14 protein-coding genes are annotated in these 21,149 nt (G+C 63.0%); 1 reads left to right on the top strand and 13 read right to left on the bottom strand.

The features are described from left to right. Positions 1-78: 78 nt before the first annotated feature. The gene (locus B9Z01_RS20650; protein ID WP_420814703.1) at positions 79-1,485 is read left to right on the top strand and encodes a GlcNAc-transferase family protein; all 1,407 of its coding nucleotides are present in this window, start codon (positions 79-81) and stop codon (positions 1,483-1,485) included. Here B9Z01_RS20650 and B9Z01_RS20645 read toward each other — a convergent pair. The 13 genes from B9Z01_RS20645 to B9Z01_RS20585 all read right to left on the bottom strand — a co-directional run bounded on the left by B9Z01_RS20645 (position 1,390) and on the right by B9Z01_RS20585 (position 21,143). After that, complete coding sequence (locus B9Z01_RS20645; protein WP_085486404.1) at positions 1,390-4,815, bottom strand: RHS repeat-associated core domain-containing protein; 3,426 nt, start codon at positions 4,813-4,815, stop codon at positions 1,390-1,392. The two genes, B9Z01_RS20650 and B9Z01_RS20645, sit on opposite strands and share 96 nt — an antisense overlap. A 16-nt stretch (positions 4,816-4,831) precedes the next feature. Beyond that, positions 4,832-5,098: a PAAR domain-containing protein gene (locus B9Z01_RS20640; protein WP_085486403.1), complete on the bottom strand. Its 267-nt coding sequence runs from the start codon at positions 5,096-5,098 to the stop codon at positions 4,832-4,834. An 84-nt stretch (positions 5,099-5,182) separates the two neighbouring features. After that, on the bottom strand, positions 5,183-7,825 hold the full coding sequence (locus tag B9Z01_RS20635) for a type VI secretion system Vgr family protein (RefSeq protein WP_085486402.1): 2,643 nt from the start codon (positions 7,823-7,825) through the stop codon (positions 5,183-5,185). Positions 7,826-7,893: 68 nt separating this feature from the next. Next, positions 7,894-11,910: a type VI secretion system membrane subunit TssM gene (gene tssM, locus B9Z01_RS20630; RefSeq protein WP_085486400.1), complete on the bottom strand. Its 4,017-nt coding sequence runs from the start codon at positions 11,908-11,910 to the stop codon at positions 7,894-7,896. A 13-nt stretch (positions 11,911-11,923) separates the two neighbouring features. Further along, positions 11,924-13,258 carry a type VI secretion system protein TssL, long form gene (gene tssL, locus B9Z01_RS20625; RefSeq protein ID WP_085486398.1) on the bottom strand — a complete coding sequence of 445 codons (1,335 nt, stop codon included), beginning with the start codon at positions 13,256-13,258 and terminating at the stop codon, positions 11,924-11,926. Next, positions 13,255-14,604 carry a type VI secretion system baseplate subunit TssK gene (gene tssK, locus B9Z01_RS20620; RefSeq protein WP_085486396.1) on the bottom strand — a complete coding sequence of 450 codons (1,350 nt, stop codon included), beginning with the start codon at positions 14,602-14,604 and terminating at the stop codon, positions 13,255-13,257. Before tssK ends, tssL begins: the two co-directional genes overlap by 4 nt. A gap of 5 nt (positions 14,605-14,609) precedes the next feature. Then, positions 14,610-15,155: a type VI secretion system lipoprotein TssJ gene (gene tssJ / locus B9Z01_RS20615; RefSeq protein ID WP_085486394.1), complete on the bottom strand. Its 546-nt coding sequence runs from the start codon at positions 15,153-15,155 to the stop codon at positions 14,610-14,612. 141 nt (positions 15,156-15,296) lie between these two features. Next, positions 15,297-15,779, bottom strand: coding sequence for an Hcp family type VI secretion system effector (locus B9Z01_RS20610; RefSeq protein WP_085486392.1), 483 nt, complete (start codon positions 15,777-15,779; stop codon positions 15,297-15,299). Between the two features lie 108 nt (positions 15,780-15,887). Further along, positions 15,888-17,390 carry a type VI secretion system contractile sheath large subunit gene (gene tssC / locus B9Z01_RS20605; protein ID WP_085486545.1) on the bottom strand — a complete coding sequence of 501 codons (1,503 nt, stop codon included), beginning with the start codon at positions 17,388-17,390 and terminating at the stop codon, positions 15,888-15,890. Positions 17,391-17,436: 46 nt separating this feature from the next. Further along, positions 17,437-17,970: a type VI secretion system contractile sheath small subunit gene (gene tssB, locus B9Z01_RS20600; RefSeq protein WP_085486390.1), complete on the bottom strand. Its 534-nt coding sequence runs from the start codon at positions 17,968-17,970 to the stop codon at positions 17,437-17,439. 204 nt (positions 17,971-18,174) lie between these two features. Continuing rightward, on the bottom strand, positions 18,175-19,848 hold the full coding sequence (locus B9Z01_RS20595; protein WP_085486388.1) for an OmpA family protein: 1,674 nt from the start codon (positions 19,846-19,848) through the stop codon (positions 18,175-18,177). Continuing rightward, a complete protein-coding gene (locus B9Z01_RS20590) occupies positions 19,845-20,528 on the bottom strand; it encodes a DotU family type IV/VI secretion system protein (RefSeq protein WP_244196102.1) in 684 nt (227 codons plus the stop codon). The genes B9Z01_RS20595 and B9Z01_RS20590 overlap by 4 nt, the downstream gene beginning before the upstream one ends. A gap of 54 nt (positions 20,529-20,582) precedes the next feature. After that, positions 20,583-21,143 (bottom strand): fimbrial protein, encoded by a 561-nt coding sequence (locus tag B9Z01_RS20585; RefSeq protein ID WP_244196094.1) that lies wholly within the window; start codon positions 21,141-21,143, stop codon positions 20,583-20,585. Positions 21,144-21,149 lie beyond the last annotated feature (6 nt).

The following is a 21,149-nucleotide window of genomic DNA, read 5'->3' as shown; positions in this document are numbered from 1 at the left end:
ACCGACTACCTGCGTCGACCGGAATTCCACAGCATGACCGCTTCACTTGTCACTTCACTTGCCGCACCAACCGCGACAATCGCAGCCACACCAGTCGGCACATCGCCGAACTCGATCTTCGTGCAGATCGCGAGCTACCGCGATTCTCAGTTGATCCCCACGCTGCTCGATCTGATCAACAAGGCAAAAACGCCGGATTGGCTGCGCATTGTCGTCTGCTGGCAGCACGCGCCCGACGAAACACTAGGCGGATTCTGGCGGCAGGGCTTCGGCAAATGGCGCGCGGAAACGGCCAGTAACTGGACAATCCAGCATCTCGACTATCGCGGCGCTAAAGTCGAGCTGATCGACGTGCCGCACATGATGACGCAAGGCGCATGCTGGGCCCGCAACCTCCTTCAGCAACGCTACGGCGGCGAGCGCTATACGCTGCAGCTCGATTCGCACCACCGCTTTGTCGAAAGGTGGGACACGCAGTTGATCGACACGCTCGAATTGCTGCGCGGCGAAAGTCCGAAGCCGATGCTAACTGCCTATCTCCCCGGGTTTGATCCGGCGAACGACGCGCACTTGCGCGGCGATCCACAATGTCTGAACTTCGATCGCTTCGGTACGGAAGGTGTCGTGACGTTTCGCGGCAAACGTCTGCCCGCCGGAAAAGCGCGCCAACACCCAGTTCGCGCGCGCTTCTACAGCGGACATTTCACGTTCGCTGACGGTCACTTCGCCGAAGCAGTCCAGCACGATCCCGACTATTTCTTTCTCGGTGAGGAAATATCAATCTCCGTGCGCGCATTCACGCACGGCTACGATCTATACCATCCGCACTACCTGATTGCATGGCACGAATACACACGCCGGCACCGTGTGAAGATGTGGGACGACCACACCAGTCAGGCAAAACAAAGAGGCGAAATCGACGAACACTGGTCGGAGCGCAACGCCCGCGCGTACCGGCGCAATCGTGCACTGCTTGGCATCGACGGTGAAACATATACACAGCAGGAGTTCGGCAAATACGGACTGGGTAACGAGCGCACTCTGGCGGAATACGAGACCTACGCGGGCATCAGCTTCACGTGCCGGGGCGTCCATGAGGCGACGCTGAATCACGAGCCCCCCCTGCCGCCCGGCACGCCACGTCCCGACGAGACGACGTGGAAAGCCTCGCTACGGCGCGCCAATGACATTCGCGTCTGTCTGCATCGGAACATCTTCAATAAGCACGCGGCGACGCCTGGCACGCAAGATACGCTGGCGTGCGCAGCATCGGCTGTCGTCACCATTCACGACGGTAGCGAGACCGTACTCCACCGCAAGCTAGCCGATACCAGCAGCCTATCCGAATATCGGACAAACAACTGGCTCGACTTCCATGTCATCTTCGTCTCAGCCCTCGAGGGGATCCCAGCCCGGTACGTCGTCGAACTGTTCGACGAGGCCGGCAATCTGTTGAGCCGGGTCGGGCACGCCGTGGTTATCTGAGGCCTCCACGCCGACGAGATACGGAAGCCGTTCCGGCTTCGCACGGCCGAGCGGGTTGCACCACGTCAGCGGATTCGGCGCGTAGCAATACGGGCTGATACCGCCATCGCCTGTGCGATCGGAGCTGATATAGCGGCCCGCGTCCGGATCGTAAAGACGCGTGCCGTTGTAGTGCAACGCCGTTTCTTCGTCCGCGTACTGGCCGGCATAGCGAAGCGGCTGCGCGACCGTATCGCTGCGTCCCCACTCCTGCGTGACAGGGTCCCCCCACGCGCGATAGCGCCCATGCCACACAACCTTGCCGATCTCATCAGTCAGTGCGATCGCTGTGCCAGCACCGTCGGTGTGGTAGTGACGAATCTGCGTGCCCTTGATACTGCCGTCGTCAGCGAGCGTCTGGTCCACGCAGGCAAGCGGTGCAAAGCCAGTTGAACCCGGCGGCTCCGGCTGATACAGGTAGGTACGCAACGCGCCTGGGCGTTGCTCCTGGACAAGCCGGTGTCCCTGCCACAGATAGCGCGTGAGTTCGTCCTGCTCGGGCGTTTGCGATCGCTGCGGCGAACTGGCCTCAACGCGTTTCGCGACACGCCGGCCGAGTGCGTCGTACTGGTAGCGCACAGTGTGCCCCTTGCGATGCGCGGCGATCACCCGCCCTTCCGCATCCCATTCGAGCGACAACGTATGATCGCGCCCGCTCCTGCGCACCAGTTGTCCCCACGCGTCGTATTCATAGCGATAGCCGCGGCATTCCCGTATCCGGTGATCGGCATAGACGGCCGGGAACCAGTTGCCACCTGGCGTATCGAGCAGATTGCTCGCGGCGTCCCATGTGAAATACTCGATGCCGAGTTGCTCCGACACGCGCCGCAGCAGGCAGCCGCGCCGGTCGTAGTCGTACCAGGTCTGACCTGCCGCAGGGCCGCCGATTCTGACCAGTAGATCGGCAGGACTGTAATCCACTTCGCGCCACAACTGCATATCGCTTTCGGACGGCGTCGCGGGTGCGGATAACTCGTCACTCGTCACCGAGCGCCACCATATAGGCTGGCCCAGCGGCGAATAGCCCGTATGCGTGCGCAAGCGGCCTTGGGTGCGCGCGACCGGACGCCGCATCGCGTCGTACCAGAAGCGCGCCACTTCGCGTTCATCGACTTCGACGAGGGCGATCTCGCCGGTCTCGAGGCGGCGGGTGCGTAGCTCCTGCCCCTGCGGCAGGCGCGTCGCGACGAGCCGGCCAGTCGCGTTGTACGTATAACGCAGTTCGCCGTTTGCTCCGTGCTCCGCGATCAGACGGCCACCCGCGTCGTGCTCGAAACGGATTTCATCGGCGCCGATGCCGAGCAGTTCGCCTTCGCTGGTCGGCGTGCGGCTAATCGCTTCGAGGCCGCCGCGCACGGCATAGCGGTACACGTATCGGTTATGCTGCGTTTCGCGCTCGACGGGCCGCCCCGCTGCATCGTAGGCAAACGTCTCGCTACGCGTGTGCGCGCCCGCTTTCGACGTCACGCTGTGAATCTGGCCGGCACCCGTATAGACGAAGCTGCGCGTGACGCCATCCGCGTCGGTAATCGACAGGCAATCGCGCGCGCCCCACTCGAGCATCTGGATCGCACCGTTCGCGCTTTCGATGCGCACAGGACGGCCATGCGCATCGTACTGCCGCACGATCACGTGTCCCTCCTCGTCGACCGCGCGCACTACGTTGCCGCGCCGGTCGCGATACCAGTGCCGGCTATGACCGCTCGGTCCGACGAACGAAGTCCGCTGGCCCGCGGCGTTCCAGACGTGCCGCTCCACCTGTCCGTCCGGACGCGTGACGTTCAGCGGCCAGCCGAGCCCATTGCGCTCGAAGAGCGTGACTGCACCGAGCGCATCGGTCACGCGAACGACGTAGCCGTTGACGTCGCGCTCATAGTGCGTCGTGCCGCCGTCGGCCGCGGTGCGCCGGATCAATTGCCCCCACGCGTCGTGCGCGTAGGTGGTCGCGACGCCCTGAGCGTCGGTCGAGCGTGCAACGCAGCCGTCGGCGCCATACTCGAAGCGTGTGATTTCACCGGCCGGCGTTTGAACGTGCACGGGCTGCAGACGCTCGTTGCGCGCCCACGTCCACGTGCGACCGTCGCTCAGCGTCACGGACGCAGGCTCGCGCGACGCGAACGCGTATTCAGTGACACGGGTCGTGCCCTGCGGATCCGTTTCCTGCACGACACGTCCGAGTGCATCGTATTCGAGGCGAACCACACGCTCGCCGGGTAACCAAACGGCGGTCGGCGCGGCGGAATCGCGATAGTCGAAGCGATAGCGTCGTCCATCGAAGTCCGTATGCGACCGTACGTGGCCGTGCTCGTCGTATTGCCAGTTGGCGGCGTGACCGAACACGTCGGTGACCTGGCTCACGCGGCTGTCAATGTCGTAGGTCAGGCGGTCGCGTGCGCCCTCCGAGGTAGCGCGCTCGACCACGCGCGCGACGCCGCCGATCGTCTGCCACGCATAGCGCGTCGCCATGCCGAGCGGCCCGGCTTCCTCGACGATCTGTCCATCGCGCCAGGCAAAGCGGCGAACGATGGCGCCGATGCGGTTACGCACCTCCGTCAGCTCGCCGTTCGGACTATAGCCATACTGAACGAGCGCGCCGCCCGGGCCGCCATCGACGCACTCGATCGCGGCAAGGCGCGCGCCCATTCGGGTTTCATAGTGCATTCGCAACTCGTGACCGCAGGTGCCGCGCATGCGCAGCAGGCGCCCTTCGGCGTCCCAGATGCAGCCGACGCGCTGCCGGTGCAGGTCCTCGATGTATTTCAGCCGCGCGATTCCGTTTGCGTCGAAGTCGCCGAAGACCCGGTAATGCGGCGTCAAATCGGCAACGACGATGCGGCCATCCGGCAGATGCGCGAAATGCAACTGCGCCGACGGTGCGATGACCTGAGTGCCGCGCTCCGGAAACGGCACACTGAGCGTGCTGCCGTATTCGTCGGCATAGACAAGCCTGCTGTCGATCTTGTGCAGCGTGATTTCCCAGCGGGTACGCCAGCCCGCGCCAAGCAGCCCGACCTCGACGCGTGCGCTCGAATAGTAACGGGACCACTCGAGCGGAAAGCGGCCACGAAGGGTGAAGTCGGCTTCGTCGGCGGGAAGACAGACCTTGCTGCCGGTAATCACATCCACCGAGCGACACAGGACGCCCGACAACGCACGGCGCAGGCGATACCGGTCGACCACGTCACCAGGCCGCCGGTAGCGATCGGCCGGCGGCCCACCACTCGCTAATGGCAATACGACACCGGGCAGCTTGACCAGCTCCCCGCCTATCCCAGCGATTCCTGTCTCCACGTCGCGATCCTTAGCGTTACGAACCGATCAGCACGTCCGGCGAACCGGCGGAGATCGGCGCACCGCATGAAGTCATGCCGCTGACCAAAGCTGCGGGCAGATCGTTGATGAATACGGTGGCCGAACCGACAACCACGGCTTGCGCTGAAGGGTGCAGCGGGCAGGTTGCCGAACTGAGACCGACCAGCGCCGCCGGTATTTCGTTGATCAGAACAGATGGCGAGCCGGTGACGATCGCACCGCCATGCCCGGTTGCATCGCCTTTGCGGGCGGCTGGAAACATAACGGATAGTCTCCTCGTGAATGCAGGAAGTGGGGGCCGTGCGCGGGAACGCACGGCTGCCATGCAGGGTTGTGGGACGCCGGGTTAGATCTCTGCAAAAGATGGTGGCAGCGTCTCTTCCGGTGTTTCGTCCGGTGTTTCGTCCGGTGTCTCGTCCGGTGTCTCGTCCGGTGTCTCATCCGGTGTCTCGTCCGGCGTCTCATCCGGTGTTTCGTCCGGCGTCTCGTCCGGTGTCTCGTCCGGCGTCTCATCCGGCGTCTCGTCCGGCGTCTCATCCGGCGTCTCGTCCGGCGTCTCGTCCGGTGTCTCATCCGGTGTCTCGTCCGGCGTCTCGTCCGGCGTCTCGTCCGGTGTCTCTTCCGGTGTCTCTTCCGGTGTCTCTTCCGGCGTCTCGTCCGGTGTCTCGTCCGGTGTCTCGTCCGGTGTCTCATCCGGCGTCTCGTCCGGCGTCTCATCCGGCGTCTCGTTCGGTGTCTCGTCCGGCGTCTCGTTCGGTGTCTCGTCCGGCGTCTCGTTCGGTGTCTCGTCCGGCGTTTCGTCCGGTGTCTCTTCCGGTGTTTCTTCCGGCGCCTCTTCCGGCGTAAGTTCCGGTGTCGGCTCCGGTGCCGGTTCGATAGGCAACTGCGGAACATCCGGCGCCGCCACGCCAAGGGCCACGATCGGAACTGGAACCACTGCACCACCGCCGCAGTCGGCGTCGCCAGGATTAAGCTCCAGCGGCATACCCTTCACGACCACTCGTTCGTTACCCTGAACCCGGATTTCATCGCCGATGAGCTTGATCTTCCCATCGGGTGTCATCGTCAACGACGATTTGCCGCATACGATGGAAAGCGCCCCGCCCGCGTCGAGTACGTAGGCACCGCCCACCGTATGCGTAGACACGCCGCCGATCGTTACGACACGCGCACCGCCAACCGTGAGCATGGATGCACCGCCAACCGCCGTCGATTCCGCGCCGCCGACCTTCAGCGATTGCGCAAGGCCGACCTCGTAAGTCGCCGTGCCCACCACTTTGCTCGAAAACTCGCTGCCCACGCCGACCGAGAAGTTGGAGCCCACGACGTGCGACTCGTCGACCTTCGTCAAGCGGTTCATTTGCCGTTCCGCCTGGATCATGACTTCCTCGCCACCCGTCTTGTCCTCGAAGCGGATGCTGTTGAAGTTCTGCAGGCCGCCCTCTATCGAGCGGCTCATGAAACCACTCTGCGTCGCGTTGCCGGGTAGCTCCCACGGCGGCGACGTCAGCGTGTTATAGAGGCTTCCCGTGATCAGCGGACGGTCCGGGTCGCCGTTCCAGAAATCGACGATGACTTCCTGTCCGATTCGCGGAATATAAATTCCGCCGAAGCTCGTGCCGGCCCACGCCTGACTCACGCGAATCCAGCACGAATCCGTTTCGACGTTGCGGCCATAGCGATCCCAGGCAAAGCGAACCTTCACGCGGCCGAATTCGTCGGTCCACAACTCGTTGCCAGGCGGCCCCACGACAATGGCCGACTGCGGACCGCTGACTCGCGGCTTCGGCGTGTCCTGCGGCAACCTGAACATCTCGCTCGTCGGCTGCACGTCGAACTGGTTGTTGCACGTGTACTCGTAACTGCCGCCCGATTCATCCGCAGTACCGGTCAGTTCGAGCTTTGTCCCGATGACGAGGTATTCGCAATTCGCCGCGGTGTAGTCGTAGTTGGTCAGCTCGAACGTCTGGCCGCACGCAAGCCCGCGCACGTTGCCGCTGCCGTCGGCGCGTCTACCCGGTGCGCGCAACGCTTCCATGCGCGTGCGCGCGAGCAGTTCGCCGTGGTTGCCGTCGGTGTAGTCGCCGGGCCAGTCGTAAAGCTCGAGCGTGTTCCAGCTCGTGTCGCGCGGCTGCTGGTTGATCGCGCGCAGATCGGCCCGCGAACGCGTGAAGTCGAAGTCGCTCGCCACGTAGTGACCGGTGCACAGCGTTTCGGCTATCGAGAACGTGCTGATGTATTCCGCGTCGGTCTTGCCGTTCTGCGGCTGGAAAGCGAGCGTCTGATACGCAGGGTTCGCGGACTTGCGATGCACGCCAATATGGTCGCACAGCACGAGCCGATGCTTACTGTCCGAATGTTCGAAGAACCAGTAAATACCCCATTCCTCCATGAGGCGCTGGATGAAATCGAAATCGGTCTCGCCGTACTGCACCTGGTACGCGCGCGGCTCGTTGCGCGGGCTTTCACCAGTCACGATATAGCGGCTCACGTCGAGACGCTTTTCGACCGGGTACGGATAGTCCTTCAACACCTCGTCGATGATCTCGATGACGGTCTTGTCCTGGAAAATCTTGTAGTCGGTCGTGAGCGTCGCCAACCACAACCACGGCTTCAGCACGACACGATAGACGTTGTAGCGACCCTCGCTGTGCAGGTATCCCGCCTTGACGACGAGCCCGGTGATCTCGCGCTGCGCTGCATCCGTGCTGAGCGCGGCGCCGGCCGGCTGGTCGAGCTCCATCGTGACGGTCATTTCCTTGCCGAGCAGCGCCGTCAGGTCGATGTTGGCGCTAACGGCGAGCGGCACCGTGTAATCGTCGGGCGTGCGCAGGAACAGTTCGTACTCGAACGGTTTGCCCAGATACTCTTTGCCGCTCAATGACATGAACTCGAGCGCAGGCTGCCCCAGCAATTGCGGCATCGCTTCGCTTGACACCGTTACCGCACGGCTCCGAATAGCGACATTGTTCAACGTACTATTTGACATGCACTCCTCTAGATTCTGTTCATCGAAAACAATCCAGTGCGAAATTGCGTACCGGTATTTCGAACGCGCTACTGGGTATCATCGGCGAGCAAGGCCGCCGCCCGGCCGCCTGCTGCGCTCCCGTCACCGGGGCAACGGAAGCCTCTCAGCAGGCCCGTCAGTTGCGGCCCCGACTGTGCGCCTGAAGTCAGTTCGAGCACCGCGTGACGGTCGTCGAAACTGAAGTCCACTGCCGAGCGGCTCGACGACAAGGTCGACGTCACCCGGCCGCGGTCGATCAGACGGAACAGCGCCCACGGTCCTTCGGCCGTGATGGTCGACGTGTCCGGACGGATACGCGGATTCGCGGTGATGCCAGCCATCGATCCGCCGCGCGGCCCCGGCCACGTCACCGGGAAGGTCGTCACCGGCCCGTGTGCGTAACGCGTGCTCTGCCCGTCGATGTCGATCAGCAGATCGGTGATTTCCGGATCCAGCGACACGACCTTGAGGCCCATCTTCCACGCCATCCGGTTCGCGCCCGGATCGCGGAAAAACACTTGGCGAATCGTGGCCGCGTGCTCGAACGGCTCGAGACTCGGACCCTGCATCGGCGGCATGCCCGGACTCACCGACTTGTAGCGCCAAGGCCGGATGCTCGTGTCCACGTGACTCGCGAGCGTCTTCTGGAAAAAGTCGTCGAGCAGCCCGCCCGCCGCGAACACGCGGTTGAAATCGTCGACGTCGACTTCCTGGGCGCTTGCCGCAAACGGATATTTGCCTTCGATCGCGCCGCGACACTCCGCGCCGACGCTCGATTCGACCTGCAGCGCGAGCAGCGAGCCGACGCCACGGTCCACCTTGCGCATCGACTGCGACGCGATGCCCGCCAGCACCGCGCGAAACGGCGCGGGCAGCTTCTCCGCCTCCAGTTGCAGCGTCGAGCCGAGGTCGTCGACGGGCGGCATGGTGTTGGCCGCGAGCACATTGCCGGCCATCACGAGGTGCGTGTACTGCTCATTGATCAGGCCGATGATCGCGTCGAGCCGCAGCGTGCCGCCGCCGCTCGCGAGCGTCTGCGCGGGCGCCGAACCACCGCCGGCATCGGCCCGGCCGGTCACGACCTCGCGCAGCGCGGCGAAGCGGTTGCCGACCAGTTCCCGTTCCATCTTCTGCTGCGCGATCTGGCCGATCGTCGCGGTCGCGGCCACGGCGCTCGCGGCGCGAGCGGCCTGCGAGCGCCGGGTGATCGCGTTCATCGCGCTATCGGCGAGAGAAGGATCGTCTGCGCCCTCGGCCACCGACAGCGACGTCTCGTGCACGGCTGTGCGCGCGAGCCGCGCCAGCGGCGAATCGGGCGCGGCCAGCGTGCGCAGCGTCTGGAGGTCAAGCGCGAGCGTACCGTCACCGCCGGAGACCGGCCTCACGTCATCGAGAAACTGCTGCCAGTAGTTGCCATAGTCGGTCAGATACTGCCGGCGGATTTCGTCGGCGAGCCGGTCCTTGCGCGTGCGCAGCATGTCGCCGTTTGCCGCCAGCTTCCACCGCGCCGACGCATCGGCCTCGCCCATGACCCACGCATCCTGTTTTTGCGCCTGCTCGAGAAATTCGGGCAGGCGCCGGTTAAAAACCGCGTGGTAGCCTTCATAGGTATAAAGACCCGGTATGCCCCGCTCGAGCGTCGAGCCCTCGGCCAGCGAAAAAACCGCCATGGCTTGCGGCCCTGCGGCACTGATCAACGTGATGCTCTCGGGCGCCTCCGGCGTCATCGCGTTCGTCGCCCGTTCGTAGAGCCGCCCCGACGCCGGATTGCGGCCGAGGAAGTTGCGGGCGCGCGCGACGAGCGGCGCGTTGACCGGCCTTGCGGGCACCGCTGGTTCGCCGTCGGCAAACAACGCGTCGAGATGGCGCGCCATCACGCTGCGCTCGCCGAGCGACGCGACGCTCTCCGCGTGCTCCCAGTCGCTGAGCACCCACGCCTTGATCGCCTTCGCGTCGTAGTGCGAGCGGTCGAACAGCATCAGATAAACCGACAGCGTGCGATAAACGCCGTCCGCGTCTTGCGCGCCGATCTGTGCATCGAGTCCCGCTTCGAGCCGGTTGACGATCTGCGGCAGCAACATCTGGTTGAGCAGATTGCCGTAGGTCACGCTCGCCGCGTCGCTCACGGCGGGCACCGTATAGAGTCCATAGCGCCAGGCGATGCCTGGACTGCCGAGGTCCATGCCATGGAACTGCGGCAGATCGCGCGACGCGGACAGCACCGGCCCCAGCGCGCCCGGCCGCGGCGCCTTGCGCTGCGACATCACACGCGTGGCAAGCGCATCGGTCCTGGTGCCAATCACGGCAAGATAGTCGCGGTTGTTCTCGAAGCTCACGATCAGGGCCCCGATCAGCCACACGGCCACAACGATCGACAGCAGATGCCCAACGAGACGCAAGGCACGGAAGCGGATTTCCCAATACAGGTTCGGCCGCACGAGATGCCCTTCGGCGAGAATGACGCGTTGGAACAGGTTACGCAGAAAATAGCCGCGATAAGCCGTGGGCGCACCATCGCCGGACGACGACACAGCCATCTTCGACTCGCCGCCGAACAGGCCCGTCAGCCCACGGCGCAATCGCTGCAACAGCGTCGTGCGGTCGGCGCACACCACATCGTGAGTCTGTGCCGCACTCGTGAAATAGACGCCGCGCAGTGTACTGCCCAACTGCGTGTCGTCATATTTCGAGTCGAGGAAGACGAGCGCGAGCAGCTCGGTCAGCTCCGCGCACAGGCTGCGGAATTCGGATGGCAACGCATACAGTTTCCGGCGCCGGTCGACTTCGTACACCTCCTGCAAACGGGTATTGATGCCGTCTTCGAGTCCCTGCTCGAGTTCACGCATCTCGGCGACGCAACTCAGGCGCAGTGCATCGCGACGATGCTCCTCGCGCTCCTGCTGATACGGCAGCGTAAAGCCGAGAATCTGCGCGCGGCTTTCCGCCGTGAACGACTGGAAATACTCGCCGAAGCCCGGCAGCAAGTCGAGCTTGGTGACGAGCACGTAGACCGGAAAGCGGATACCCAATTGCTGACGCAATTCGCCAAGCCGCGCGCGCATAGATGCGGCAAGCGCCTTGCGCTCGGACGGCGCGCGCGTCAGCAACTCCTCGGCGGAGACGGTCAGCAACGCGCCGTTGATCGGCGCGCGCGGCCGCCGTTTGCGCAGTAGCGCGAGGAAGCCGTGCCATTCCGCCGCGTTCGCGCTCTTCGGATCTTGCTGCTGCTCCCCTTCCTTCTCTCCCGGCTTTTCCTCCTGCTTTTGCTCCTGCCTCGCACCGTTCTGCGCAACCGCGTCCTGAAACGTGTAACGGCCTGCGGTATCGATCAGAACCGCCTCGTTCGCGAACCACCAGTCGCAGTTCGCCGTTTCGACGCGCTTCTTGAGCGACGTCGCCACCATCTGGTCGGCGTCGGGGAAATCGAGGCCCGAATTCAGGATCAGCGTCGTCTTGCCGGCGCCTGGCGAGCCGATCACCATGTACCACGGCAACTCGTACAGATAGCGCTGGTTTTCCAGCAGGCGCCGCAGCCCGGCCGGGCCGCCGCGCATGTGCTTGAGCTTTTCGATGGCCTTCGCGACCACCGAGTTGAGCGCGCGCATTTCTTCGCGCGCGAGCGGTTTCGCGTCCGGTTTATTGGCGAACGGATGCAGCAGCCGCTGCAGCAGCGCGCCGTCGGATTGCACGGCCTTTAACAGGCGATAAATGCCGTAGATCGCGTAGCACGCGAGCAGCACCGAAATCAGCAGCACGCGAGACCACAGCGCGCTAAACGGATGCGCGTCGCCGAATGCGATCAGTGGTCCGAAATACCAAAGCGCAAGGAAAAGCAGTGCGACGCCGATCGGGACCGGCGACCAGCCGAGCAGCCAGAACAACAGCAACGCCAGCAGCACGACGATCGACAGCGTGCGCGAGAGGACCGTCTCGAGCGGGCGATAGTCACCGAATGCGATCAGCGGCCCGATGAACCAGACAGCGGCGGCGGCGACGAGAATCACCGCGAGCATCAGCGTCTGGCGCGAAAAAACAAGCTTCGACAAGCGATTCAAATAAGACATGCAGGCTTTCCCGTTATTGCGTGACAGAGACTTCCACGCGTCGATTGCGGGAACGACCTTCCGCCGTGGTGTTATCCGCGACAGCTTGTGTATCGCCCTTGCCGATCGCCACGATGCGATCGGCGGGCACTCCGTGCGCTTTCAGCGCGTCGGCGACGAACGCCGCGCGCTGTACCGACAGCGCTTCGTTATCGGGAAACTCGGCCGTGTGAATCGGCTGGCTGTCGGTGTGTCCCGTTACGGTGACGTGGCCACCCACGCGCGCCACTTCCTGCGCCACCTTCGTCAGCACCGGGTCCAGTTCGGGGCGGATGCGGCTTTGGCCCGGCAGAAACACGTAGTCGCCTCTAAAGACGACCTTGCTGCTGCGTTCGTCCTCGTCGACCGTCACCTGGCCGCGCGCGATCTGATCCTTGAGCAGGACCGACAGACGCAGCCGCTCATGCACGACAGGCACCGGGGTTCGCACCGGTTGCCCAATCGCGAGAATCTTCGCTTCGAGCGCGTTGCTTTCGAACAGCAGCCGGTACTTGTACCAAGCGAAGAGCGAGAACACGCTCAGCGCGGCGACGCCCGCCGTGGCCCAGACCGGCACGCTTTTGAGCAACCGCATCCTGCCCGGCCCCTCGCCGCGCCAATGCGGCGACAGTTCGAGACGCATCGTGTCGCGCGCGCCGCTGATGAGCGTCAGCAAGCGCTGGCGAATCTGTTCGAGGTGACGCGGACCATCCACGACGACGCTGTAACGCCCTTCGAAGCCAAGGCCGAGAATGCGGTACAGCACTTCGAGAACGTCGATGTACTCCTGCGGGTCGGTCGCCATGCGGCCGATCAGCAGGAAGAACTTCTCACCGCCGTCTACTTCGCCTTCGAACGTGATGAGCAGGCCGCGCGAGGCCCACACGCCACCGCCGCCCCAGCGCGTGCGGTTCGCGGCTTCGTCGAGCGCGGTGCAGAGCGCATAGCGGACAGCTGCCACGTGCTTCCACGGCAGACTCGCCTTGTCGCAGACTTTCTGGAACGCGCCAACTTCGCGCACGAGCAACGAGCGCAGGCTCGCGACCGCGGCAGGCGAATCGAGCGAGGCCGGCATGTCGGCAAGCATGCGCAAGAGTGGCTGCGCGGCTTCGAGCAGCGGGTTCTGCGCGAGCTGCACGCGTTCGAGACGCGTCTGCAGATCTTCCGGTGGATCGAACGCGGCCGGATCGACGACCGGCTCCTCGCCGGCGACGCTCCCCGTTGCCGGACGTCCGGCCGGAAATGCCGCTGGCAGGTCCTTGCGCGAGGCGGAGCTGTCCGGGTCCGACAGGAAGTCGAACGCGTCATCTCCGTATGCACCTGTACTCATTTTTGACGCACGCCCCACAGTTCAAGCTTGAGTTCCGGAAAATGCCCGGCGATATGCAGGGCGAGACCGCCATGCCGCGCGATCTGCTCCCAGAACGGCCCCGTGCGCGACAGCTCGAAATAGATGAAACCCGTGTTGAACGGAATCTGGCGCGGCGGAACCGGCAACGACGCCATCGTCAGCCCCGGCAGGTGCGAGCGGATCAGTTCCGGCAAACGTTGCGGATGGCTGATCTTCGTCTGCGCGAGGAACTGCTGTTGCAACTGCTCCGGCGGCATCTGCGCGCCCACCGCGAGCACGAGGGTCGAATAGCCGGCCAGTTCGGTCGACAGGACAGCCGCCGTGCGGATGCCGTGTGCCTGCTCGGTGAGCGGAATCGGTTGCGCGCCACGGATCAGCACCTGGTTCAGCAGATGGTGAACTTCGTCGACGAGCGGCTTGATGCTGCGATAGAGCCGCGCATGGTCGTAACCGGGCGCTGCGGCCGGGCGCCGTGTTTGCGGACGCAGGAACGTCGACAGTTCACCGGCAAAGAGAGCAAGCTCGCGATACAGGTTCACGGGCGCGGTTTCTTCGATCTGGCAGATATGCTCGAGCAACGGCTCGTAGCGATTGAGCACCTGCAGCAGCAGATAGTCGGCCACTTCGGCTGCGGTGCCCGTGCGGCCATCGGTGCCGGACAGCCGCGCGGCGAGCGCGTCGGCACGCAGTCTGGCAAGACCGTGCAGCTGCATCGTCCACTCGCGCAACACCGGACTCGCGCCGTAGCCGGTGACGGGAGGAATGTGGTCTGAACTGTGGAGCGACACGGCGCCGTCGGCATGCAGTGCCTTCACGCGCGTCAACGCAATGCCGATCCACGACTGCGTGAGTTCCTTCTCCGGCAACAGCCGCAAACGCAAATTCGCAAGCTGGACCGGCTTCGGCCCCTGGCCGATCGCGTTGCTGTCGCGCAGTTCCATGTCGTACGCAAGATAACGCGCGAGCGACCCGCTCTGCTCGGTGAAGGCCGTTTCCTCGGTATTGGGCAAACGCAGCGGGACCGCGAGGTAAATCACCTGATCCTGATGCTCAGGGCCGATCGTCAACGGCGGCGGAGGCGGCGTCAGCCCCGGAACATCGAACGGCGTGCCGTCCGGAAATACGCCAAGTCCGCTCTTGAACACGAGCTTGCCGAACGACAGCGATTCCTGATCGATTTCATACCGGCTGAAGCCCCAGAAAAACGGACTCAGTGGCGCGCTCCGGCGATGCGCGAGAGACTCGAGATACCGTTCCTGCTGCTGAAACAGCTGCGGACGCAGGAACAGTCCTTCGCTCCAAACAACCTTGTTATACCAACTCATCGAAATTAGTCTGACTTTGAAATCGAAACAGCACGCTGGTCAAGCCGGATCTTCAGCTTCTGTTGCTTGTCTGGAATGGCAATCCGGTACCACGACGCGTCCGGTGCCACCGGCAGGCGGTAGACCGCGCGCCAGATGGACTTCCCAAGCTCCCGGTAGCCGGCCAGCACGGCGACAGCGGTGGTGGCTGGGTTCGACTTGCGCGTTATCTCGCGCTCGTCGCCGGGACGCAAAATGAATTCGTCGACGACCAGGGCATCTTCACCAAGGATCTTTCTGTCGTCGCTTTGCAGCGTAAAAAAGTCGGCATTCTCGAATGCTGTCGCAGACTTCAACTCGTAGACGCGGACCAGAATCGGCGCCGCCTTACCCCACTCGTTTGGGTTGACGTCGTCGCTTGCGGCGATCCGCAGCCGTAGATTCGTTTGCTCCTTGACGACAGGCGCGGGCGTACTGCCGCATGCGCTCAGACATACGCTTGCCCCACTCAGGGCCAGCCAGCCCGCCAGGCGTAGCCATATCGCGACGCGAGAAAATAAGTTCGGAACCATCTGACGGAATCAAGGTGATCTTGCGCGTCGCCCTGAATAAATTAACCAGGGTGCTGGCATCCAGTCCGGCACCCTGGCCAACGATCGCGGCACAACTCGCCGGACATGCCGGCGAGGCCACGATTCAGGAACACATGCAAGTTAGGCGCTGTTCTTCTTGATGTCGAACGTTGCCGTGATCGCGCCACCGCTGCCGCCTTGCGCGTTCTGCACCACGTATTCCTGCTTCAGGCGGGCAAACGACAGACGTACTTCTTCACCCGGACGCGATTCGCTGTCGCTCACGCCCGACGGCCTTACCGACGTGACGAGCACGTCATTCATCGTGAACTTGATGTACTCGAGGGGGTTACCGCCGGCCTTGCGCACGACGAGCTTTGCTTCGTCGATGTGCTTGCCGGTCAGGCAGTACTGGGTCAGGTTCGGGGTTGCACGATCAATGTAATGCGTGAACGTGAGGTCTTCGACCGTTGCGCGACCCGCACCACCGCCGGAGCCAACATGCATGTTGGATTGCTGCGAGACGCCCCACGACCAGCTCAGGACATCGATTTCGTCCTTGTGGCTCGCGTCTGCCGACTCACCATCGATCCCGCTGATTTTGAGAAAGATGTCTTGCGCCATGAAACTACTCCTTGCGACTTGTTGTATTAAAAATGCTCAATGAACGTCAGGCATATTTAGTGAGCGCCTGTCCTTCGCTCAATCACCGGATGAACGGTAGCCGTCAACTCAGGCCGCTTCCTTCACGAGCGGCAATTTCGCGACAAGGCGCAGCGAAACCGTCAGGCCCTCGAGCTGGAAATGCGGGCGCAGGAAGAACTTCGCCTGGTAATAGCCGGGATTGCCCTCGACGTCTTCGACCACCACCTCAGCCGCGGCCAGCGGCCGGCGCGCTTTGGTTTCCTGCGACGAATTCGCCGGGTCTGCGTCGACGTAGTTCATGACCCATTCATTGAGCCATTGCTGCATCTCGTCGCGCTCCTTGAACGAACCGATCTTGTCGCGCACGATACACTTCAGGTAGTGCGCAAAGCGCGAACAAGCGAACAGATACGGTAGACGCGCGGACAGGTTCGCATTCGCGGTTGCGTCCGCGTCGTGGTATTCGACCGGCTTTTGCAGCGACTGGGCACCGATGAACGCCGCGTAGTCGGTGTTCTTGCGGTGGATCAGCGGCATGAAGCCATTCTTCGACAACTCGGCTTCACGGCGGTCGGAAATCGCAATTTCCGTCGGGCACTTCATGTCGACCCCGCCGTCGTCGGTCGGGAACGTGTGGCATGGGAGGTTCTCGACCACGCCACCACTTTCCACGCCGCGAATCAGCGTGCACCAACCGTATTTCTTGAACGAGCGGTTGATGTTCACCGCCATCGCGTAGGCCGCGTTCGACCACACGTACTTACGATGATCGGAGCCGTCGGTCGCCTCCTCGAAATCGAATTCGTCAACCGGGTTCGTCTTGATACCATACGGCAGGCGCGAGAGAAAACGCGGCATGGCGAGACCGATGTAGCGCGAGTCTTCCGAATTGCGCAGCGAGTTCCACGGCGCGTACTCGAGGTTCTGCGTGAAGATTTTGGTCAGGTCGCGCGGGTTCGCAAGCTCCTGCCACGAATCCATCTGCAGCACGGACGGTGCCGCGCCGGTAATGAACGGCGCATGCGACGCCGCCGCCACCTTCGCGATCGACGCCAGCAGATCGACGTCGGGCGGTGTGTGGTCGAAGTAGTAGTCTGCAACCAGGCAACCATACGGTTCGCCGCCCAGTTGACCATATTCCTCTTCGTAGATCTGCTTGAAGAACGGGCTCTGATCCCATGCAACGCCCTTGTAGCGCTTCACCGTGCGTCGCAGGTCGTCTTTCGACACATCCATGAAGCGGATCTTCAGCTGCTCATCCGTTTCCGTGTTCGTGACGAGGTGATGCAGGCCGCGCCATGCACTTTCCAGCTTCTGGAAGTCTTCGTGGTGCAGGATCAGATTGATCTGTTCGGATAGCTTACGATCGATCTCACCGATGATCGACTCGATGTTTTTGTACGCGTCATCGGACACGGTGACAGACGTGAGCAGCGCCTGCTGCGCGAGCGTCTGCACCGCGTTTTCGACCGCTTCGCGCGCACGTTCTGTTTTCGGCTTGAATTCGCGCGATAGAAGCTCGTTGAAATCAGATTGACCGGCCACGCTCGATGTTGCTGCGGCGTGGATATTCGATTGACGTTGGGCCATCATTCCCCCACTGGTTCAGGCTGTGCTTTCGCTCGGAAAGCAGGAATCATTCGTTGATTGCCGACTCGTCGGCGGACGCCGTTTTCGGCTTGGGCGCCTTAGCCAGCGCCTCGAGCAGGGCCGAATCCTTCAGCACTTTGCTGACGAGGTTTTCGGCACCGCTCTTACCATCCATATACGTTTGCAGGTTGGCGAGCTGCGTGCGAGCGTCGAGCAACTGCGCAAGCGCGTCGACCTTCTTCGCGACCGTGGCAGGCGAAAAGTCTTCCATGCTTTCGAACGTGATGTCGACCATCAACTGGCCCTCGTTCGTCAGCGTGTTCGGCACCGCGAACGCGACGCGCGGCTTCATGGCCTTCATGCGCTCGTCGAAGTTGTCGATGTCGATGTTGAAGAACTTGCGGTCGCCGACGGCGGGCAGCGGCTCGAGCGGCTTGCCCGAGAGGTCTGCGAGCACACCCATCACGAATGGCAATTCGACCTTTTTTTCCGAACCGTAAATTTCTACGTCGTATTCGATCTGAACACGGGGGGCACGGTTACGTGCAATGAGTTTTTGGGAACTGTTAGAAACGGGCATGATGCTCTGACGTTATTCGCTCAAGGAAAGGACACGCGGCGATACAGCAAGCTTTAGAGAAGCGATTCCGCAAGACGCTAATAGTAGGTGTCGAACTCGTTTGAGAATATGGGCCGTCGCCCAAATATCGATCTCGTTAATCTGATCGACTGAGTAGTCGATGCCGTCGCAAAAAATTGCGACGGATACCTGTAGCGGAGGTCTTCAGTGCACGCCGGAATCGGGAACAAGGGTGATCTCGACGCGCCGGTTCATCTCGCGTCCCAGACTGTTTTCGTTGCTGGAGACCGGGCGCGTATCGCCATACCCCTGAATCGCAAAACGCGTGACAGGCAGCGATGCGGTAGTGACGAGCCAGTCGCGGATCGCTCGCGCACGCGCTTCGGAGAGCAGCAGATTCGCCGCGCTCGGGCCGACGTTATCCGTATGGCCCGCGATCAGAATCCGCTTGTCGGGGTTTGCGCGAATCAGATCGAGAGCGCCTTTGAGTCGAGACTCCGCGCCAGGCTTCAGCGTGGTTTTCCCGCTGTCGAACAGCGAGAGGTTGTCGATTGTCACGCCCGGCGGCGGATGCGCTGCCGAGATGACCGGCTCCAGCGCGGCCCGCAACACATCGCCCCGGTAGAGTCCCCAGCCGAGCCCGGCCGGGACGCCGGTATTCGCGTAGTGGGTCAGTTCGGCATACTCGCTACGCAACGTGTCCAGCCGCTCGCGCTTCGCGTCCGCCTGTGCCTCGGGTGTGCGCCGGTAGGCATCGAGATTGCTGGCGACGCGCGCGACCATCCGGCTATTCGCCCATGCCGACACGCCGATCGCGACGGCCGCCACAACGGCCGACGCCGCCACGGCGTGCAGCGTCCCCCAACGCGGTTTGTGCCGCTCCTCGCGCTTCGCGACCTGAAGAGCGGCCTGCCGCGCAATGATCCCGGGCAGCGGCAACGGTTGAGCCTTCGGTGCTATCGGCAATGGTCTCAAGCCTGTCTTGCCGGTCAACCATCGTGTCCAGGCACCAGGGCGCACCGGCGAATAGCCGATGTCGGCCAGCAACAACCCATGCAGCGAGAGCGGAGCCGTGTTCGTGAGCGAGGAAAGAATCGGCAGCAGCGCGGCGTCCTCGAGCCAGTCGAACACTGCGTGCCCAAACCCGGCTTGCGTCATACGCTCCGGTTGTGCGATCGCAAACCACGCCTCATCGAGCTGACGCCGGATCAGCCGTACCCGTTGCCGCGCATTTTCGATTCCCCGCTGAGCCGCCGATATGTCGATGAGGTCGCCGAACCAGACCGGTTTCGTGGCCGCGTCGCCCGCAGTCGCGTCGCCGTTGGTGCCGAGGCACGCATAGATCGCGATATAGCAGGGCAGCATGTACGCGCGGTGGGACGCGCTGGCGTCGAGTTCGTGCCGCCAACGGGAGAATTCACGGCGAATCACCGCATCATCGCAATCGCCGTCCGGGATGACGGGCATCAATACGGCGTCCGGCAACCGCTGATGTGACGCTCTGATCGTAGCGATTGATCGAGCCAATTCGTCTGGAGTTCTGACGAGCATCCAGGCCGCGTCGCCGTTGCGCCGCAGCGTAGACGCCTGCGCGCCCTGCGCAAATACCGCCGAGGCATAGGGGCCAACCACGAGAATGATGGGCAACTCGCGCACTGGATCCGGTTGAATTGCTTCGTCCTTGTGGCTCGCGCGGTGGCCCGCGCGCCGTTGCCCGTAAGCAGGTAGAGCGGCCGCGCCCAGCCCTGTCAGCAGGATCAGGCCGAGCACGACGGGCCACGACGGTTGGGAACCAGGCGGCAAACACAGCCATATCAGGCCAACGGCGCAAAGCGCAATCCAGATTAGCGGCGCACGGTAGCGCTCGACGAACGTCATGACGAAGGGCTCTCCCGAACGAGGCCACCCTGCATCGCGGACTGTCCCGACAAACGATCGGCCGCAGCGTCGAGACTGATGTCGAACGTCAACCACAGTAAAACGACGGCGACGGCTGCAACGATCGCGCCACCGGCAATCCAATACATACGCGACGGCGAAACGGCACGCGTCATCGCGACAGCCGTTTCGGTGGTTTCAACCGTTTCGGTCGAAATAGATATGGACTTTGTCGCTTGGCCACGCGCTAACGGGTTCAGCACCGACTTGATACGCTGCCGGCAAGCGCCTGCATCTCTTCGCCCGCCATCGAAGCCGAGTTCGAGCACGATTCCATATAACTCGAGTGCGGCGCGGTCCTGGCAAACGCCGTCGAGCAACGCGTCGATGCGCTCCCAGACTCTGGCAGCGCCGTCGTGCAGGCCATGAAAGCGCATCTGCAGCGGTTCGCGCAGCCACTCGCCCTGCTGCCCCGATGGCAACGCCTGTAGCGTCAATTCGTCGAGCAGTACACTTTGCGCGAGACTGATTTCGTCGGCGTCCGAGGGCGGATATCCCGCATCGTGCATGTCTTGCCGCGTTGTCTCAATCAAAGTGCTACAGCGCGCGCGCCAGAAGTGAACCGCAGGTATCTCAGCGCCGCCGCGCAACAATGCTGCATGCAGCGCGGTCGCTCGCATCAACGTAGCGGGTGAATCAAACATCATTGCAGGGCAGTAGGTTCGTAGGCGGCGTCATGGCATTTCGACGACGTAGGTCACGAACGTGTTCACCATGCCGGCAGTGGCCCGCCCGGTCGAGTAATAGCTTGCGATGAAGTCCACCGGTGTCGGAGCCGTCGATGTGATCGGAATGATTTTCATCGTGGACCGGTCGCCGATCCTGATCGGGGAACCATCCGCATTCGCGAGCCTGACCTGCACGTTGGTCGCCGAATTCACACCGCTCACGGCCTGCGGGTTGAGATAACCCGTCGTCGGGTCTGTCGTCGAGCCGCTTTCGAAATACACGCGCACTCCCGTTACTCCGCTTGCGCACTGGATCGTGATGGTAAAAACCTTCGTGCCTGCGGGCTCCCCCGCCGTAGAAAGCGATTGGGTTGGAATCGTCGGCAGCGTCACCGTCATGTCGGGCGAACTGACGAGCGGACACGTCGTCGCAATATAGGTACCCGTGAAATTGAGCTGGACCGTGGGCGAAGACTGCGCGCTCACGCTGGCAGGCATAAACAGAGTGCTGACCGCGAGACCGAGCATCAGCCCCGCAATCCGGAAGTATTCTTCGATATTTTTCATTTCCCG

Origin of the sequence: Paraburkholderia susongensis, from assembly GCF_900177725.1 — a bacterium.
In the GTDB taxonomy this organism is placed as follows: domain Bacteria; phylum Pseudomonadota; class Gammaproteobacteria; order Burkholderiales; family Burkholderiaceae; genus Paraburkholderia; species Paraburkholderia susongensis.
The sequence above is the reverse complement of the archived record's forward strand: the minus strand, read 5'-3'. Positions and strand labels throughout refer to the sequence as shown.

Excerpts from the sequence above, each read along its gene's own strand:
- B9Z01_RS20640 (WP_085486403.1), bottom strand. The coding sequence starts at position 5,098 with ATGTTTCCAGCCGCCCGCAAAGGCGATGCAACCGGGCATGGCGGTGCG.
- B9Z01_RS20635 (WP_085486402.1), bottom strand. The coding sequence starts at position 7,825 with ATGTCAAATAGTACGTTGAACAATGTCGCTATTCGGAGCCGTGCGGTA.
- tssM (WP_085486400.1), bottom strand. The coding sequence starts at position 11,910 with ATGTCTTATTTGAATCGCTTGTCGAAGCTTGTTTTTTCGCGCCAGACG.
- tssL (WP_085486398.1), bottom strand. The coding sequence starts at position 13,258 with ATGAGTACAGGTGCATACGGAGATGACGCGTTCGACTTCCTGTCGGAC.
- tssK (WP_085486396.1), bottom strand. The coding sequence starts at position 14,604 with ATGAGTTGGTATAACAAGGTTGTTTGGAGCGAAGGACTGTTCCTGCGT.
- tssJ (WP_085486394.1), bottom strand. The coding sequence starts at position 15,155 with ATGGTTCCGAACTTATTTTCTCGCGTCGCGATATGGCTACGCCTGGCG.
- B9Z01_RS20610 (WP_085486392.1), bottom strand. The coding sequence starts at position 15,779 with ATGGCGCAAGACATCTTTCTCAAAATCAGCGGGATCGATGGTGAGTCG.
- tssC (WP_085486545.1), bottom strand. The coding sequence starts at position 17,390 with ATGGCCCAACGTCAATCGAATATCCACGCCGCAGCAACATCGAGCGTG.
- tssB (WP_085486390.1), bottom strand. The coding sequence starts at position 17,970 with ATGCCCGTTTCTAACAGTTCCCAAAAACTCATTGCACGTAACCGTGCC.
- B9Z01_RS20595 (WP_085486388.1), bottom strand. The coding sequence starts at position 19,848 with ATGACGTTCGTCGAGCGCTACCGTGCGCCGCTAATCTGGATTGCGCTT.
- B9Z01_RS20590 (WP_244196102.1), bottom strand. The coding sequence starts at position 20,528 with ATGCGAGCGACCGCGCTGCATGCAGCATTGTTGCGCGGCGGCGCTGAG.
- B9Z01_RS20585 (WP_244196094.1), bottom strand. The coding sequence starts at position 21,143 with ATGAAAAATATCGAAGAATACTTCCGGATTGCGGGGCTGATGCTCGGT.